Source organism: Novosphingobium album (ex Hu et al. 2023) (genome assembly GCF_022832385.1).
Taxonomy (GTDB): domain Bacteria; phylum Pseudomonadota; class Alphaproteobacteria; order Sphingomonadales; family Sphingomonadaceae; genus Novosphingobium; species Novosphingobium album.
Genome location: NZ_JALHLE010000020.1, coordinates 38,991 through 55,107 on the forward strand (window position 1 = coordinate 38,991; position 16,117 = coordinate 55,107).

The following is a 16,117-nucleotide window of genomic DNA, read 5'->3' on the forward strand; positions in this document are numbered from 1 at the left end:
GCGGTTATGGGAAAGGAGCCGGTGATGGCCGACACGAAAGACCGCCGTTTCGAGATCTTCCGCGGGGCCGACGCGCCCAGCCTCGATAAATGCGGCTGCATGACCTACGAGGGCGAGGCGCCCAATCTCGCCGCGATGCAGCCCCGCTTCGCCGAGGCTGTGGAGGCGAGGGGCGAGTATAACGACGTGCCCTACCGCCGCGAGAACATGAGCCTCGCCCGGTTGTGGTTCAAGAGCAACTTCCCGCTGCCGCTGCACACCCACGACAGCGACTGCCTCTATTACATCGTCGCCGGATCGGTGCGGATGGGCACGCAGGTGCTGGAAGCGGGCGACGGCTTCTTCGTCGGCGCCGAGGTGCCCTATGCCTATACCGCCGGGCCCGAAGGCGTGGAGATCCTCGAATTCCGCAACACCGGCAGCTTCAACATCAAGGTGAAGGACAAGCCGATGGAGGCCTGGGAAAAGACCGTCGACGCCATGCGCGAGGCGAGCAGGAGCTGGGCCGACGAGCAGCCCCCGGTGCGCAAGGTGTGGGAGAAGGCGTGAGGCCTGATGGTGGTCTCTCACAACCCCGCTCGGCCTGAGCCTGTCGAAGGCCCGCACGCAGCGAATGGGCCTTCGACAGGCTCAGGCCGAGCGGAACTTGGGTCGGATCAGCCGAGCCGCGTCCCCGCCGGGATCGGCCGCCCGCGCAGCAGATCGGCTGTGTCCATCGCGGGCTTGCCGGCGCGCTGGATGCGCCTGACGCGGATGGCACCCGACCCGCAGGCCACGGCGAGGGCATCGTCGAGGGCAGTGCCGGGTTCGCCCGAGCCCTCGGCCACATCGGCGGCAAGGACCTTGTAGCGCTCGCCGCCGAGTTCGAAGAAGGCCCCCGGAGCGGGCATGAAGGCGCGGACTTGGCGCTCCACGGCGTCGGCGCTCTGCGAGAAGTCGATCCGGGCCTCGGCCTTGTCGATCTTCCTGGCGTAGGTAACCCCATCCTCGGGCTGGGATACCGGGCGGTGGACCTTGAGGTCGCGCAGGGTGTCGATCAGCAGGCGGGCGCCCTTGTCCGCCAGCTCGGCGGTCAGTTCGCCGGCGGTCTTGCGGTCGATGGTGGTGCGCAGGGTGGAGAGCATCGGGCCGGTGTCGAGCCCGGCCTCCATCTGCATGATGGTGACGCCGGTGGTGGGGTCGCCCGCCAGGATCGCCCGCTGAATCGGCGCCGCCCCGCGCCAGCGCGGCAGGATCGAGGCGTGGATGTTGAGGCAGCCGAGTCGGGGCGCATCGAGAATCGCCTGCGGCAGGATCAGGCCGTAGGCCGCGACCACCGCGACGTCGGCCTCCAGCGCGGCGAATTCGGCCTGCTCCTCGGCGCTCTTGAGCGAGACGGGATGGCGCACTTCGATCCCGCGCGCCTCGGCTTCCTTGTGGATGGGTGAGGGGGTCAGTTCCTTGCCCCGCCGCCCGCCGGGACGCGGGGGCTGGCTGTAGGCGGCGACGACTTCGTGCCCGGCCTCCACCAGCGCGACGAGCGCGGGCACTGCGAAATCGGGGGTTCCCATGAAGATGATGCGCATTGTGGGGAAGTCTCCGGGTGTCTTTCGCTTGGGCTCGCGAGGCCCTATCTGCCTAGGCATGGCATCGCAAGAGATCGAGACGCTCACCGCCGCCCTGTCGCGCCTGCCCGGCCTTGGCCCGCGCTCGGCCCGCCGCGCCGTGCTCTGGCTGATCAAGCGGCGCGAGACGGCGCTGGTGCAGCTGCTCGATGCGCTGGCCGCCGTGCGCGAGACGCTGGTGGAATGCGAGACCTGTGGCAATGTCGATACCGCCAATCCCTGCGGCATCTGCACTGACCCGCGCCGCGATATGCGCTCGATCTGCGTGGTGGAGGAAGTGGCGGACCTGTGGGCGCTGGACCGGGCCAGGCTGTTCACCGGGCGCTACCACGTGCTGGGTGGGCGGCTCTCCGCACTTGACGGTGTGCGGCCGGAGGACCTGACCATCGACCGCCTGCTCCAGCGTATCGGTGATGGCGGGATCGACGAAGTCCTGCTGGCGATGAACGCCACGCTCGAAGGCCAGACCACGGCGCACTACATAGCCGAGCGGCTTGAGGCCTATCCGGTGCGCGTGACCCAGCTCGCGCACGGCCTCCCGGTTGGCGGCGAGCTGGACTATCTGGACGAGGGCACGCTGGCCCAGGCGATCAGGGCGCGTCGGCCTCTGGGATGACCACCGGCGCCATGCCCTCTTCGGGCGCGGGCGTTGGTTCAGGTGCTGTGGGCTCTGGCGTTGTGGTGTTCGGAACCGGCGTGACGGGGATGCCCGGCGTGATCCCTGCCTGAATCAGCCAGTAGGCGATACCGTCCGCGGTGGCCTGCATCCCGGCCTTGTTGAGGTGCCACTGCAATCCCTGCTTGCCATCGTAGCCTTGCGGCGAGCCGATCATCCAGGGTTCGGGATCACACGGGGTGTGCGTGGCGGAGGCCTGGTTCATTTCGACAACGAGGGCGCCATTGGTCAGGGCGACCCGGCCGGTGATTTCGGCAAGCCGCCTGCCGATTTCGCGAATGATCGTGGCGTTCTCTTCGCTGACGGGGGTAACGGCACATAGCGAACCTGCAGGCGGCAGGGGCGCGAGATATTGCACGAACACCAGCCGGGCCTCCGGCGCAGCGGCACGCACGCGGCGGGCGATCTCGTTCAGTTGCGCCTCGTCACGGGCATAGTCGGCTTCGGTAGGCACCTTGACCGGCGCGCAGGGCTTGGGCTTTGCGCCCGATGCCGCAAGGGTTTTTGCGTTGAAGTCGCAAGTTGCGTTGAAGAGATTGCCGACATAGTTGAGGTCGTTGCCGCCGATGGTGACAGTGACCAGCCGTGTATCAGGCGTGATCCCGTCGACCTGCGGCGCAATGTCACCCCAGGGGCCGAGAATATGGTTAGTCGTCGCGCCTGAGCAGCTGCGGTCGATCAGTACCATGCCGAAGCGTTCGGCCAGCAGTGTGGGATAGTTGTTGAGGCTCTGCCCGCAACGAGCGGGCGCGCCCGGCTTGCCCGGAGGAAGCAAGGGACCGGCCGCGTAGGACGACCCCATCGCCACATATTTCGCGCCTTCAAGCCCCTGTTCGACAGTTGCGGCGGCCTCGGCGATGTCCGCTTCCTTCGCCACGGCGGTAAGAGCGGTTCCGAAGCCAAGCAGCAACGCGGTACTGGCCGAAGCGGAAACGAAAAACGTCTTCATCACTTCACCCAGTCCAGTCCGATTTCTTCGAAGATGTCGCGGGCGTCGGCCCAGTTTTCCTCTACCTTCACGTGCAGGAAGAGGTGGACCTTGTGGCCCAGGATTTCGGCCAGTTCGTTCCGCGCCGCTTCGCCGATGGCCCGGACCTTGGCGCCGCGCTTGCCCAGCACGATTGCCTTCTGACTGTCGCGCGCGACGACGATCTGCTGACGGATTTCCACCGAGCCGTCACGCCGGTGAGTGTAGCTCTCCGGGCGGACCGCAGTGTCATATGGCAGTTCGTCGTGGAGCTGCTTGTAGAGCTGCTCGCGCGTGATTTCGCAGGCAAGCAGGCGCTCGGAAGCGTCCGAGACCTGATCCTCGGGATAGTGCCAGGGGCCTTCCGGCATCAGCTCGGCCAACCGGGACTTAAGCTCGGGCACGCCGTCGCCGGATAGCGCCGAGACGAAGAACACCTCGTCGAACGCCGCTTTACCGGTGAGTTCTTCCGCCAGTACCAGCAGCGGCTCCTTTGCGCTGGCGTCCACCTTGTTGAGCACCAGCAGCTTGCGTTCCGGCCGGTCCTTGAGTGTTTCCAGCAAGGGCTCCAGTTCATGGCGGCGCTGCTTGACGGCATCGACCACCAGCAGAATTGCGTCGGCTTCCTGCGCGCCTTCCCATGCAGCGGCGACCATCGCGCGGTCGAGCCGGCGCTTGGGCGCGAAAATGCCGGGTGTATCGGCGAGGATGATCTGTACTTCGCCTTCCAGCGCAATGCCCATCAGACGCGCGCGCGTGGTCTGCGCCTTGGCCGAGGTGATCGCCACCTTCTGCCCGACGAGGGCGTTGACCAGCGTTGATTTACCCGCATTGGGCGCACCGATGACGGCGACGAGACCGCATTTTTCGGTCATGCTTGGATATGGTCCTGTTCGTGATGTCGTTGGGAGGATGGCCTCTCACCCGACAGGCGCGGACATGGTCTTCCGGCCATGCTCCGCTCATTCCGGGCTGGGCTGAGAATGCCTGCACACGGCGGAAAACTCAAGCGAACTTCCTCATGAATTCCTCGGCCGCCTGCGTCTCGGCATCCTGCTTGGAATTGGCGGTCGCTTGCGCGGAGCCTACGTTGTGCACGCTTACCTCGACGGTGAAACGGGAGGCGTGATCAGGGCCGGAACGGTCGACGAGGCGGTATTCGGGCATGCGGCGGCGGTTGCCGGCGGCCCATTCCTGCAGTGCCGACTTGGGATGCTTGCGCTTCCCGGTCTTGCCGGTGAGAGTATCCGCCCACAGGCCGCGAACCATGTCGCGTGCTGCAGCGAAGCCGTGCTCGGTGAAGCAGGCGCCGATCATCGCCTCCATCACGTCGCCCAGGATGTTGTCCGAATCCTCGCCGCCGTCGTCTCGCGCCTGTTTGCCCAGCCGCATGTGCGGGCCGAGGCCGATATCGCGGGCAATGTGCGCACAGGTCGCGCGGCTGACCAGCGCGTTCAGGCGCTGCGAAAGCCGCCCTTCGGATTCTTCGCTGTTCTGGAACAGCCATTCCGCCACGGAAAGGCCCAGCACCCGGTCACCCAGGAACTCGAGCCGTTCGTAGTTGCGCTTTTCGCCGGTGGAGCCATGGGTCAGTGCCGCGAGCCAGAGTGCTTCGTCGGCGGGCGCGTGGCCTGAATGCCGGGTCAGGAAGGCGCGGGTCTTGCCGTCAAGCATGCTCGTGAAGCACTTAGAACGTGCCTCCGATACGGCTCCAGCGCGCGGCGGTGAACCAGGTCCAGGGCTTGAGCCATTCGGCCGAACCGTCAGTGGAGAACATCATCAACGCGGCCTTGCCGACCAGGTTGCCCTGCGGAACCATGCCAATGCCTTCACCCTCGATAGCCGGGAAGCGGCTGTCGAGCGAATTGTCGCGGTTGTCGCCCATCAGGAACATGTGATCCTCGGGTACGATGAATACGCCGGTGTCATCCTGCGGCGTGCGTCCCAGATCGAGCACGTTGTAGCTCTTGCCGTTGGGAAGAGTCTCGCGGAATTGCGGGTAGTGGCAGGAGGCGGTGCCATCTTGAGCGGTGCGTTCGAATTCGGGTGTATAGCAATGTGTGTTGGGCGTGACCGGCACCACGAAGTCCGCCACCGGCTCCTTGGGAACGGGCTTGCCATTGAGCCATACCTGTCCGTCCTTCATCTGCACTTCGTCACCAGGAAGGCCGATGACGCGCTTGATATAGTCGACGTCGTTGCCCGGAGGAGCCTTGAATATCACCACGTCGCCACGCTCAGGCTGGCTGGCGAGTACGCGCCCGGGAATGAGCGGAGCACTGAACGGAAGCGAGTACTTCGAGTAGCCGTAGGACCACTTGGTTGCGAACAGATAGTCTCCGTCCAGCAGCCGCGGCAGCATGGATTCGCTGGGAATATTGAACGGCGAGATGATGAAGCTGCGCAGGACCACTACGCCCAGCACCAGCCAGAACAGGAATGAGAAGAACCCTTCGTCCTTCTTCCCGTGCGTTTCGGCAGGCTTTCCGGCAGAGGGCTGTGCGGTCGGGCTTTCGCTCGCGCTGGGGGTGTCGCTCATCCGCAAACCCTTGTTACCCACGGTGCCTCACGTCAAGTGCGATCCCGCCCAAGACATAACAGGGATCGACATTTGAACAACTCGGGCTTGGATTTAAGGTAACCAAACCGCATAAAGCAGCCATCTGTTTGCAGGAGTTACGACGTATGAGTGAAGCGGTCTGGAACAAGTTGAGGGGCCTGGACAAACCACAGCTGGTCCAGCTCTTCGCGGATGACCCTGACCGTCTTGTCACCTACGCCACTGCATTCGAGCTTGGCGACGAGGAAAACTCCTGTGCGATCAGGTTCGACTGGTCGAAGACCCATCTCGATGCGGCGCACGTCGCGGCGTTCGAGGAACTGGCTGCCGCCATGGATTTCACCGGCCGCCGCACCGCTCTTTTTGCGGGTGAAATCGTCAATCCCACCGAAGGCCGCGCGGCCGAACACACCGCCCAGCGTGGTGTCGGCAAGGAAGAGAGCGTAGCGCTAGCACACGAGAATCATCACCGGATGGCGGCCATCGTGGAAGCCATCCACCGGGGCGCGATGGGAGAGGTGAAGCATCTGATTCACATCGGCATCGGCGGATCGGCGCTCGGACCGGCGCTGGCGATTGATGCTCTGGCGCGCGACGGGGCGATGGTCGATGTCCACGTCGTATCCAACATCGACGGCTGCGCACTCGAGCAGGTGTTCGCGGCGTGCGATCCGGCCACGACCATGCTCGCGGTCGCCTCGAAAACCTTCACCACCATCGAAACGATGACCAACGCCGAAAGCGCGATCGTATGGCTGCGCGAAAATGGCGTTGATGATCCCTATGGCCGCGTCGTCGCGCTGACGGCCTCGCCGGAAAAGGCGATGGAATGGGGTATCGACGAAACCCGAATTCTGCCATTCTCGGAAAGCGTGGGTGGGCGCTATTCGCTGTGGTCTTCTATCGGGTTCCCGGTGGCAATGGCACTGGGCTGGCCCGATTTCGCGGAGTTCCTCGCGGGTGCCGCGGCAATGGACGAGCATTTCCGCGATACTGACGGCATGGCCAACCTGCCGCTGCGCGCGGCCTTCGCAGACCAGTATTACACCCGGCTCCGCGGCTGCCAGACACGCGCCGTTTTTGCTTACGACGAGCGGCTTGCGCTGTTGCCCGACTACCTGCAGCAGCTCGAAATGGAATCGAACGGCAAGAGCGTGAAGGCGGACGGATTGCCCGTCGATGGTCCGACCGCGCCGATTACCTGGGGTGGAGTGGGTACCGATGCCCAGCATGCGGTGTTCCAGCTGCTCCATCAGGGGACGAACCTCGTTCCGGTCGATTTCATCGCGTCGATCGCTCCGGGCCACGATCTCGCCTTCGCGCATCACCGGATTCTGCTGTCCAACTGCTTTGCGCAGGGGGCTGCGCTGATGGCCGGCAAGCAGAGCGATGATCCGGCGCGCGCATATCCCGGTAACCGGCCCTCAGCTACGATCCTGCTGGATGAAGTGAGCCCGGCCACGTTCGGGGCGCTGATCGCGTTCCATGAGCACCGCACTTTTGCCAATGCCGTGCTGATGGGCATCAATCCCTTCGACCAGTTCGGCGTCGAACTGGGCAAGGAAATCGCCAAGCAGATCGAGACGGGAGGTACCGCGTTTGACCCCTCGACAGAGGCGCTGCTCGAACTGGCGGGGATAAAGTAGCCGGTCGCTGCCCCCATACAGCCCTCGATGGGCGAAAATTAGCGACTTGGAAGGGATACCCGTCCATTGTGATCCGGCGCGCGACTTCACGAAAGGAAGGGCGCGCCGGTAGAACTGGGAACAGGGGACGCCCATGGCAAGGGCATTGATGAATTGGCGCGGTTCGGTGGCGGCGGGCGTCCTGACTTTGGCGCTGGCGGCTTGTGGCGGCGGCGGCGGGACGGTGAACTCTACACCTGCGCCGACGCCAACGCCTGCTCCTACCCCCACTCCGACGCCAACCCCGGCGCCTACCCCGACCCCGAGCGTCTCTCCGCCAGCGGGCTATGTGATCGTGCCGCAGGGCCAGCAGCCGGTCCGGTCGGCCGAGGATGACACGGAATACCGACGCAACTACGTCTCGTTCGAGTATGTCAACGCGCTCTATGCCCTCGACAACGGCTGGACCGGGCAGGGCGTGCAGGTCGCCGTGCTCGATGACGGCGTCAAGGAAGTGCCCGAACTTGCGGGCAAGATCTCCAGCCTCAGCCGCGACTATGGTACTGTCACGCAGAACGGAGTGACCACGGATCGCAACGTGATCGGTGACGACTACTCCGATCACGGCACGATGGTCGCCGGCGTCATTGCCGCGGCCAACAACGGCACTGGCGTTCAGGGCATCGCGCCGGGCGCGGAGATCGTGGCGCTGCGTATCAGCGAGATCGATCTCGATGCGACCAATCCGGATGATCAGGAAACCCTGGGTATCGGGCTGGCGGAAGCGATGAACTATGCCGGCAGCCAGGGCATCAAGGTCATCAACGCTTCGATCTCCAAGGTCGATCCCGCGACGCCCAGCCCCGGTTGGGCACAGGCCGTGGCTGATTATCAGCAAACCGGCGGTCTGTTCGTCAACGCAGCGGGGAACGAAAGCGCGGCCAATGCGGACGGCTATCTGGACCTCAATTCGGCAAACTCGCAAAGCTGGCTGTTCGTCGTCGCGCTGGCGGACACGCAGACAAGCTATGAGCTGGCAGATTATTCCAATCAGTGCGGCACGACGGCCATGAACAACTGCGTCGCAGCGATGGGCACCAATGCCACGCAGGCGGTTGATGGGTCGCTCGTGTGGTTCAGTGGGACCAGTTCCGCCACTCCGCAGGTGAGCGGGCTTGCCGCGCTGATCCTCAGCAAATGGCCGCAACTTTCGGGGATCGAAGCGGGGCAGGTGATCGTAAACACCGCGCGCGATATCGGTGCGGCGGGCGTCGATCCGGTCTTCGGGCATGGCCTTGTCGACGTTCAGGCCGCGCTTTCCCCGGTTGACCCTACCTTGTCGAATGGCGTGACGCAGACCGCCGCACAGGGATCGGTTATGGTCGTGCCGCCAGCCGTGGGCACTGCGGGGTTTGCCCGCCGGGCATTGGGCAGCGTGACAGTGCTCGACGCTTATGGGCGCGACTTTGCGGGCAATCTGTCGGGACTGGTCGTCAGGCCGGGCAGTGACCGTGCATGGCTGGACCGGCGGGTGGAGGTGCAGGCGAACGCAGGTTCGGCTTCGTTGGTGACGCCACAAGTCAAGGCGAGCGTCGGGTTCACCAGCCTGCGTACAGGGCCGGGTTCTGATGAAGTGCGTACCATGTTGACCAATGGCCAGATTTCGGTGCGCAGCGGCAAGGCGTGGTTCATGGCCTCGCTCAATTCGAGCGATTCTGTCACGGACGAGTTCATGGGGCTTGCGCCGAGTTCGGATGCGGTGTTCGCCTATTCGCCGGTGGCTGACATGTCGGTAGGCGTGCGCCATCCGTTTGCCGGCGGGCAACTCGGTCTGGAGGCCGTCGGCGGCAACGCAGGATACGGCTCCGCGAGTGGCGCAGTCGTGTCGTGGGGTAAGGCGGGGGCCCGGTTGAAGGCCGGGATTCTGGATGAAAATGGGGTCGTGTTCGGCACGCCTACGGGAAGCGGCGCCTTGCGCTTCGGCGACGGCGCGCAGACAATGTTCGTCGAAGCCTCGCATCAGGCCAGGTTGGGCAAGTGGACACTCAACGGTTACGTCAGCATGGGGGCGACACGGCTCAAGCTGGCGAATGACATGCTGCTGACCCATGCCGATACCCTTGTCACGAACCGTTTCGGCGTGACAGCCAGCCGTCCGCTACTGAAGGGGCGGGTCAGCTTCGGCGTCGTGCAGCCTCTGGCTGTCGTATCCGGCAGCGGGGTCTATACCGTGGGTTCAAGCTACGATCTGGCCAGCCGTTCGCTGCTTTTCAGCAATCGGAGTGTCGGCTTCACGGGACGCATCGATCCGCTGCTTACGCTGGGCTTCCAGCGTGGCGGACAGCACTCGCAATTGCGGGTGGGGATTGCCGGCAATGCCGACGCGAGCGACGTCCGCGCCCTCGGGACCTGGCAGCTTACACTGCCGTAACGGCATGCTCGCCTTTTGCGGCTTTGTGAAAGCCGGTTGGCAATCGGCTGTGTCTTACCCATATGCGCCCGCGACCGTCCCCGAGGACACGCGACAGGAGCAGCCGCATGGCCGATTACGATTACGACCTCTTCACCATCGGCGCCGGATCGGGTGGCGTGCGGGCCAGCCGGGTAGCGGCGGCGCATGGCGGGCGCGTGGCAGTGGCGGAAGAGTTCCGGGTCGGCGGCACCTGTGTGATCCGGGGCTGCGTGCCCAAGAAGATGCTCGTCTATGGGGCCCACTTTGCGGAAGATCTGGAAGACGCCAAGCATTTCGGCTGGGAAATCCCGGAGGCGAAGTTCGACTGGGTGAAGTTGCGCGACAACGTCCTCAACGATGTCGACCGCCTCAACGGCCTCTACACGCAGACGCTCACCAACCATGAAGTCGAAATCTACCACGAGCGGGCAACCATCACCGGTCCGCACGAAGTGACACTTTCCAGCGGTGAGAAGAAGACTGCGAAGTATATCCTCATCGCAACCGGCGCGCGGCCGCACGTGCCGTCATGCCCAGGCCATGAACTGGGCATCACCTCGAATGAGGCTTTCCATCTCGATGCGATCCCGGGCCGGGTGCTGATTGCCGGGGCCGGATACATCGCCAACGAGTTCGCGGGCATCTTCAACGAATTCGGTGCGAAGGTGACGATCATCAACCGTTCGGACCAACTCCTTCGCGGTTACGATGAATCCGTGCGCGACCGTCTGCTCCAGATCTCGATCGCCAAGGGCATCGAGTTCCGATTCAACGCGGAGTTCGAGAAGATCGAAAAGAATGACGACGGCTCGCTCAAGGTCTCGATGACCAACCACGACCCCATGGACGTGGACTGCGTGCTTTTCGCGACCGGCCGCGTGCCGAACGTCGATGGGCTTGGTCTGGAAAACGCCGGCGTCGAAATCGACGGCAAAGGCGCGATCAAGGTGGACGAGCATTCGAAGACCAGCGTCGATAACATCTACGCCGTGGGTGACGTGACCAACCGTGTCCAACTCACTCCGGTAGCGATCCGCGAGGGGCAGGCCTTTGCCGATACCGTGTTTGGCGGCAAGCCGTCGACGGTGGACTATTCCTGCATTCCTTCCGCCGTGTTCAGCCATCCGCCGATCGCGGGTGTCGGCATGACCGAGGATGAAGCGCGTGAAAAGCTGGGTTCGATAAAGATCTTTACCAGCGATTTTCGGCCGATGAAGAATGTCGTCGCCCATCGCGACGAACGTTCGCTCTACAAGATGATCTGCGATGCAGAGACCGAACAGGTCGTGGGCCTCCACATGATCGGCCCGGAATCGCCCGAAATCATGCAGGCGGCCGCAATCGCGGTGAAGGCGAAGCTGACCAAGGTGGATTTTGACGCAACGGTTGCGGTTCACCCGACGATGTCCGAGGAACTCGTGCTGCTGAAATAAGGCATGCCAGGGCGGGGACTTGCATGATCGGGTGAGGGGACTATCCCCGCACCCATGCGAATGACCCGATGGATCGCCACGACTCCGCTCGCGCTGCTTGCAACCCCGGCACTGGCGCACGGCGGGCATGTCCATGCCGATGCCAACCCCTGGACGCTCTGGCAGCTTTCGCCTGAAATCCTGCTCGGCCTGGCGATTGCCGGGCTGATCTACTGGCGCGGCAGCCGCCATGGGCTCGTTGACGAGCGCTGGCGTATCGTGGCGTTCTTTGGCGGCCTGCTGGCGCTGTTCATCGCGCTGATCTCGCCGGTCGAGCGGCTGGCGGACCACATTTTCGCGGTTCATCAGGTCGAGCACATGCTGCTGCGCACGGTCGCGCCAATGCTGCTGTTCCTCTCGCGCCCGCAGGCCGCGATGGTACGCGGGCTGCCCAATGGTGTGAGCAAGTTCTTCGCTGGTACTGGTTGGCTGCGCAGGATCATCGACGTTCTGCGCTTTCCGCCGGTCGCGACCGTGCTGTTCCTGTTCGCCAGCTACTTCTGGATGCTGCCGCATTTCCACGACATGGCGATCCTTGACGAGCCGATCCATTATATGTGGCACATCAGCCTGCTGGTGACGGGTTTGCTCTTTTTCTCGGTGATTTTCGACCGACGCACGGCTCCTCAGGGCCCCGGTCTGGGCACGCGGCTGGGCATGTTTGTCTTTGCGGCGCTCGGCAACATCGTGCTGGGCGCGTTCCTCACCTTCAAGACCGTGCCGCTCTACGATGCCTACATCGCACTGGGCCATATGTGGCATGTCTCCATGCTCACTGACGAGCAGACCGGCGGGATCATCATGTGGATTCCGGGCACGATGATGTTCGCGGTAAGCGCGATACTGGTGATCCACCGTTGGGGGACGGAAGAGGACCGCGTGGTGTCCCGGCGAATGCGCACCGGCCGCGAGATGACTGCCGCAAGTGCAGGGGCAAACCGGACACTCGCCCTCGGCCTAGTGGGCTTTGCGGTTGTGCTTCTGGCGATCGTTTTCAGTGTCGTTGCGGTGATCGATCATCCGCACAGCAAAGCCCGCGACTTCGGGGCTGCAGGACAGATGTGGGGCTGAGCCGCACTTGCGCAACACTATGGCGCAAACGGCCGGATCGGCGTTACGATTTGTTTTAATCGGGCGATTAAAACGGTTGACCTGAGCGCATCAACCTGCCTTTAGCGGTGCCAGCAATTCATGCTGAAACCACCGCGGACAAGGGAAGCCTGATGTCAGCCAATATCGCCGAAATGGAAAGCCGCCGCGCCGCCGCCAAGATGGGTGGCGGGCAGCGCCGCATCGATGCACAGCACGCCAAGGGCAAGCTGACCGCCCGTGAGCGTCTGGAAGTTCTGCTCGACGAGGGCAGCTTCGAGGAAATGGACCTCTACGTCGAGCACGATTGCGTCGATTTCGGCATGCAGGACCAGAAAATTCCTGGCGACGGGGTGGTTACCGGCTCCGGCACCATCAATGGCCGTCTGGTCTTCGTTTTCTCGCAGGACTTCACTGTGTTCGGTGGTTCGCTTTCGGCCCGTCACGCGCAGAAGATCTGCAAGGTGATGGATGCGGCGATGAAGGTCGGTGCGCCGGTTATCGGCCTCAACGACTCCGGCGGCGCGCGCATTCAGGAAGGCGTGGCTTCGCTCGGCGGCTATGCCGACGTCTTCCAGCGCAACGTGCTTGCCTCAGGCGTGGTGCCGCAGCTTTCGCTGATCATGGGGCCCTGTGCAGGCGGCGCGGTGTACTCGCCTGCCATGACCGACTTCATCTTCATGGTGAAGGACAGCTCGTACATGTTTGTGACTGGTCCGGAGGTGGTGAAGACCGTCACCAACGAGATCGTCACGCAGGAAGAACTGGGAGGCGCCATCACGCATTCCAGCAAGACCTCGGTATCCGACCTCGCGCTGGAAAACGATATCGAGGCGCTGCTGGCCGCGCGCGATTTCATTGACTTCCTGCCCTCGTCGAACCGCGACGAAGTGCCGGAACGCCCCTGCGCCGATCCGTGGGATCGTCAGGAAAGCAGCCTCGACACGATCATCCCGCCGTCGGCCAACCAGCCCTATGACATGGCCGAGATCATCCGCAAGACGCTGGACGAAGGCGAGTTCTTCGAAGTCCAGCCGCTGCACGCGGGCAATATCCTGTGCGGTTTTGGCCGTATCGAAGGCAAGACCGTAGGTGTCGTCGCCAACCAGCCGATGGTATTGGCGGGTGTGCTCGACATCAACTCGTCCAAGAAGGCCGCGCGTTTCGTGCGCTTCTGCGATGCCTTCAACATCCCGATCCTGACCTTCGTCGACGTTCCGGGCTTCCTTCCCGGCACCGATCAGGAACACAACGGTATCATCAAACACGGCGCCAAGCTGCTGTTCGCCTATGCCGAAGCGACCGTGCCGAAGATCACCGTCATCACCCGCAAGGCCTATGGCGGCGCCTATGACGTCATGAGCTCCAAGCACCTGCGTGGCGACCTCAACTACGCCTGGCCGACCGCGGAAATCGCGGTGATGGGTGCGAAGGGCGCGGTGGAGATCATCTTCCGTGGGCAGGATGCGGACGGCATCGCCGCCAAGACCAAGGAATACGAAGACCGCTTCGCCAACCCGTTCGTGGCCGCCAGCCGCGGCTACATCGACGAGGTGATCTACCCGCATTCGACCCGTCGCCGCATCGCGCTGGGCCTGCGCAAGCTGCGGAACAAGGCGCTCGAGAACCCCTGGAAGAAGCACGACAACATTCCGCTTTGACGTGGTTGGCTATCTACGGTGCTGGCTTCTTGGCCTTGTTTGCAGCGTTGGTCTTGTATGTGAGAATTTTAGCGGAGGACGCAGAACGGAACGGCGAAATCAGATGGCGTAGGGCGGTGGTGAAACGTGATGAAGATCCGCAAGGGTTTCGTCACCAGCTTCTCTGGCTCAAAGCTGTGCCGTGGATTGCATTGGTAACGATTTCGTTCGCGGCCTTGGTCGCTGGAGTTTTGGCCTAGCGCCATGAGATGAGTGACATTTTGGCGAGTACCGCGAGCGGGGGCTGTCTGAGATGGAAGCCCCCACTTGAAAAACGGATAGAGGATTGGAAGTCAGGTCATGGAAGATATCTACATCGTCAGCGGCGTGCGCACGGCAGTCGGCGACTTCGGCGGATCGCTGAAGAGCTTTTCGCCCTCCGATCTCGGCGGCATGGTTGCCACCGAAGCGCTCAAGCGCGCTGGTGTTGAGCCCGAAGCCGTAGAACACATCGTGATCGGCCAGGTCATGCCCAACAGTGCGCGCGACGAGATGCTGAGCCGCGTCATCGGCATCAATGCCGGTGTCCCGCTCGCGACCCCGGCGCTGACGCTGAACCGCCTGTGCGGCTCGGGCGTGCAGGCGATTGTCTCCTCGGCGCAGATGATGAAGCTCGGCGAAGCGAAGATCACGCTCGCCGGCGGCGCGGAATCGATGTCGAACGTGCCTTATCACGACCATGGCGTGCGCTGGGGCAAGAAGATGGGCCCCAACGTGCAGGAAGACGCGCTGACACTCGGCCTCTCGGACGCGATTGGCGGATTCCACATGGGCATCACTGCCGAGAACGTCGCCGAACGCCATCAGGTGACGCGTGAGGACATGGATGCGCTCTCGGTCACCAGCCACCAGCGCGCCTCGCGCGCGATCGCGGAAGGCCGCTTCAAGGAGCAGATCCTTCCGGTCGAAGTGAAGACCCGCAAGGGCGTGGTCGTTTTCGATACCGATGAGCACGTGAAGGCCGACACCACCATGGAAGTGCTCGGCAAGATGAAGCCGGCCTTCAAGAAGGACGGCAGCGTGACGGCCGGTAACGCCTCGGGCATCAACGACGGCGCTGCCGCCGTGGTTCTCGCGACCGCCAGCGAAGTCGAGAAGCGCGGCCTCAAGCCGATGGCGAAGATCGTTGCCTGGGGTCATGCTGGCGTCGAGCCCGAATACATGGGCGAAGGCCCGATCAAGGCAGTGCCGATCGCGCTGGAACGCGCCGGGCTGTCGCTTGACCAGATCGACGTGATCGAATCCAACGAAGCCTTCGCTGCTCAGGCCGCGGCCTGCGCCAAGGCGCTCGGCTTCCATCCCGACAAGGTTAACCCGAACGGTTCGGGCGTCTCGATCGGCCATCCGGTCGGCGCCACCGGCTGCATGCTCACCATCAAGGCGATGTATGAGCTGAAGCGTACTGGCGGCAAGTACGGCCTCATCACCATGTGCATCGGTGGCGGGCAGGGCATCGCCATGATCATCGAAAATGCGGAGTAATCTGCCATGAAGCTTGGACGCATGAACCACATCGGCGTCGCCACACCCGATCTCGACGCCTCGATCGCGTTCTACCGCGATGTGATGGGTGCCACCGACATCACCGAGCCCTTCGTGCTCGACAGCCAGAAGGTGCGAGTCTGCTTCGTCAACACTCCGGGAGAGAACGGCACGGCGGGTACGCAGGTCGAACTGCTCCAGCCCACCGAGGCGGACTCGGCGGTCGGCAAGTGGCTCGAGAAGAACCCGCTCGGCGGCCAGCACCACGTTTGCTACGAAGTGCCCGACATCATGGCCGCCAAGGCGTGGTTCGAGGGTATGGGCAAGCGCGTGCTGGGCGAACCCCGTATCGGCGCCCACGGCACCATGATCTTCTTTGTCCACCCCAAGGACATGGGCGGACAACTGACCGAGATCATGGAAACGCCCAAGCACGCCCACTGATAGACACGACGGGCGCCGCGGCGAGGGACGCGGCGCCGGACTGAGG

At 63.6% G+C, this 16,117-nt stretch carries 15 protein-coding genes; 10 read left to right on the forward strand and 5 right to left on the reverse strand.

Features of this window, described 5'->3' with window-relative positions; genetic code table 11:
* Positions 1-24: 24 nt before the first annotated feature.
* Positions 25-549 carry a cupin domain-containing protein gene (locus tag MTR64_RS13585; RefSeq protein ID WP_243994625.1) on the forward strand — a complete coding sequence of 175 codons (525 nt, stop codon included), beginning with the start codon at positions 25-27 and terminating at the stop codon, positions 547-549.
* Between the two features lie 107 nt (positions 550-656).
* Here the strand turns inward: MTR64_RS13585 and fmt are convergent, their stop codons facing one another.
* On the reverse strand, positions 657-1,565 hold the full coding sequence (gene fmt, locus MTR64_RS13590) for a methionyl-tRNA formyltransferase (protein WP_243994626.1): 909 nt from the start codon (positions 1,563-1,565) through the stop codon (positions 657-659).
* Between the two features lie 58 nt (positions 1,566-1,623).
* Here fmt and recR point away from each other — a divergent pair, with 58 nt between their 5' ends.
* Entirely contained in the window at positions 1,624-2,220 is a 597-nt protein-coding gene (gene recR / locus MTR64_RS13595; protein ID WP_243994627.1) for a recombination mediator RecR, read from the forward strand.
* Here recR and MTR64_RS13600 read toward each other — a convergent pair.
* The 4 genes from MTR64_RS13600 to lepB all read right to left on the reverse strand — a co-directional run bounded on the left by MTR64_RS13600 (position 2,195) and on the right by lepB (position 5,786).
* The gene (locus tag MTR64_RS13600) at positions 2,195-3,229 is read right to left on the reverse strand and encodes an SGNH/GDSL hydrolase family protein (RefSeq protein WP_243994628.1); all 1,035 of its coding nucleotides are present in this window, start codon (positions 3,227-3,229) and stop codon (positions 2,195-2,197) included. The genes recR and MTR64_RS13600 overlap by 26 nt on opposite strands.
* Complete coding sequence (era, locus tag MTR64_RS13605) at positions 3,229-4,122, reverse strand: GTPase Era (RefSeq protein ID WP_243994629.1); 894 nt, start codon at positions 4,120-4,122, stop codon at positions 3,229-3,231. Before era ends, MTR64_RS13600 begins: the two co-directional genes overlap by 1 nt.
* A 130-nt stretch (positions 4,123-4,252) precedes the next feature.
* A complete protein-coding gene (gene rnc / locus MTR64_RS13610) occupies positions 4,253-4,921 on the reverse strand; it encodes a ribonuclease III (RefSeq protein ID WP_243994630.1) in 669 nt (222 codons plus the stop codon).
* 13 nt (positions 4,922-4,934) lie between these two features.
* Positions 4,935-5,786, reverse strand: a complete 852-nt coding sequence (gene lepB, locus MTR64_RS13615) for a signal peptidase I (protein ID WP_243994631.1) — start codon at positions 5,784-5,786, stop codon at positions 4,935-4,937.
* Positions 5,787-5,932: 146 nt separating this feature from the next.
* On the opposite strand from lepB, the gene pgi reads away from it, so the two are divergent.
* From pgi to mce, 8 genes are all read left to right on the forward strand, one after another.
* Complete coding sequence (gene pgi / locus MTR64_RS13620) at positions 5,933-7,453, forward strand: glucose-6-phosphate isomerase (RefSeq protein WP_243994632.1); 1,521 nt, start codon at positions 5,933-5,935, stop codon at positions 7,451-7,453.
* A 133-nt stretch (positions 7,454-7,586) separates the two neighbouring features.
* Complete coding sequence (locus MTR64_RS13625; protein WP_243994633.1) at positions 7,587-9,863, forward strand: S8 family peptidase; 2,277 nt, start codon at positions 7,587-7,589, stop codon at positions 9,861-9,863.
* Between the two features lie 107 nt (positions 9,864-9,970).
* Positions 9,971-11,317 (forward strand): glutathione-disulfide reductase, encoded by a 1,347-nt coding sequence (gene gor, locus MTR64_RS13630; RefSeq protein WP_243994634.1) that lies wholly within the window; start codon positions 9,971-9,973, stop codon positions 11,315-11,317.
* A 54-nt stretch (positions 11,318-11,371) separates the two neighbouring features.
* A complete protein-coding gene (locus MTR64_RS13635) occupies positions 11,372-12,427 on the forward strand; it encodes a cytochrome c oxidase assembly protein (RefSeq protein ID WP_243994635.1) in 1,056 nt (351 codons plus the stop codon).
* A 152-nt stretch (positions 12,428-12,579) separates the two neighbouring features.
* A complete protein-coding gene (locus MTR64_RS13640; RefSeq protein ID WP_243994636.1) occupies positions 12,580-14,106 on the forward strand; it encodes an acyl-CoA carboxylase subunit beta in 1,527 nt (508 codons plus the stop codon).
* 5 nt (positions 14,107-14,111) lie between these two features.
* Entirely contained in the window at positions 14,112-14,345 is a 234-nt protein-coding gene (locus MTR64_RS13645) for a hypothetical protein (RefSeq protein ID WP_243994637.1), read from the forward strand.
* Between the two features lie 100 nt (positions 14,346-14,445).
* Positions 14,446-15,627: a beta-ketothiolase BktB gene (bktB, locus tag MTR64_RS13650; protein ID WP_243994638.1), complete on the forward strand. Its 1,182-nt coding sequence runs from the start codon at positions 14,446-14,448 to the stop codon at positions 15,625-15,627.
* 6 nt (positions 15,628-15,633) lie between these two features.
* Positions 15,634-16,071 (forward strand): methylmalonyl-CoA epimerase, encoded by a 438-nt coding sequence (mce, locus tag MTR64_RS13655; RefSeq protein WP_243994639.1) that lies wholly within the window; start codon positions 15,634-15,636, stop codon positions 16,069-16,071.
* Positions 16,072-16,117: the final 46 nt, after the last annotated feature.

Bases quoted from the DNA above. Each gene is read 5' to 3' on its own strand.
- MTR64_RS13585 (WP_243994625.1), top strand. From the start codon at position 25: ATGGCCGACACGAAAGACCGCCGTTTCGAGATCTTCCGCGGGGCCGAC.
- fmt (WP_243994626.1), bottom strand. From the start codon at position 1,565: ATGCGCATCATCTTCATGGGAACCCCCGATTTCGCAGTGCCCGCGCTC.
- recR (WP_243994627.1), top strand. From the start codon at position 1,624: ATGGCATCGCAAGAGATCGAGACGCTCACCGCCGCCCTGTCGCGCCTG.
- MTR64_RS13600 (WP_243994628.1), bottom strand. From the start codon at position 3,229: ATGAAGACGTTTTTCGTTTCCGCTTCGGCCAGTACCGCGTTGCTGCTT.
- era (WP_243994629.1), bottom strand. From the start codon at position 4,122: ATGACCGAAAAATGCGGTCTCGTCGCCGTCATCGGTGCGCCCAATGCG.
- rnc (WP_243994630.1), bottom strand. From the start codon at position 4,921: ATGCTTGACGGCAAGACCCGCGCCTTCCTGACCCGGCATTCAGGCCAC.
- lepB (WP_243994631.1), bottom strand. From the start codon at position 5,786: ATGAGCGACACCCCCAGCGCGAGCGAAAGCCCGACCGCACAGCCCTCT.
- pgi (WP_243994632.1), top strand. From the start codon at position 5,933: ATGAGTGAAGCGGTCTGGAACAAGTTGAGGGGCCTGGACAAACCACAG.
- MTR64_RS13625 (WP_243994633.1), top strand. From the start codon at position 7,587: ATGGCAAGGGCATTGATGAATTGGCGCGGTTCGGTGGCGGCGGGCGTC.
- gor (WP_243994634.1), top strand. From the start codon at position 9,971: ATGGCCGATTACGATTACGACCTCTTCACCATCGGCGCCGGATCGGGT.
- MTR64_RS13635 (WP_243994635.1), top strand. From the start codon at position 11,372: ATGCGAATGACCCGATGGATCGCCACGACTCCGCTCGCGCTGCTTGCA.
- MTR64_RS13640 (WP_243994636.1), top strand. From the start codon at position 12,580: ATGTCAGCCAATATCGCCGAAATGGAAAGCCGCCGCGCCGCCGCCAAG.
- bktB (WP_243994638.1), top strand. From the start codon at position 14,446: ATGGAAGATATCTACATCGTCAGCGGCGTGCGCACGGCAGTCGGCGAC.
- mce (WP_243994639.1), top strand. From the start codon at position 15,634: ATGAAGCTTGGACGCATGAACCACATCGGCGTCGCCACACCCGATCTC.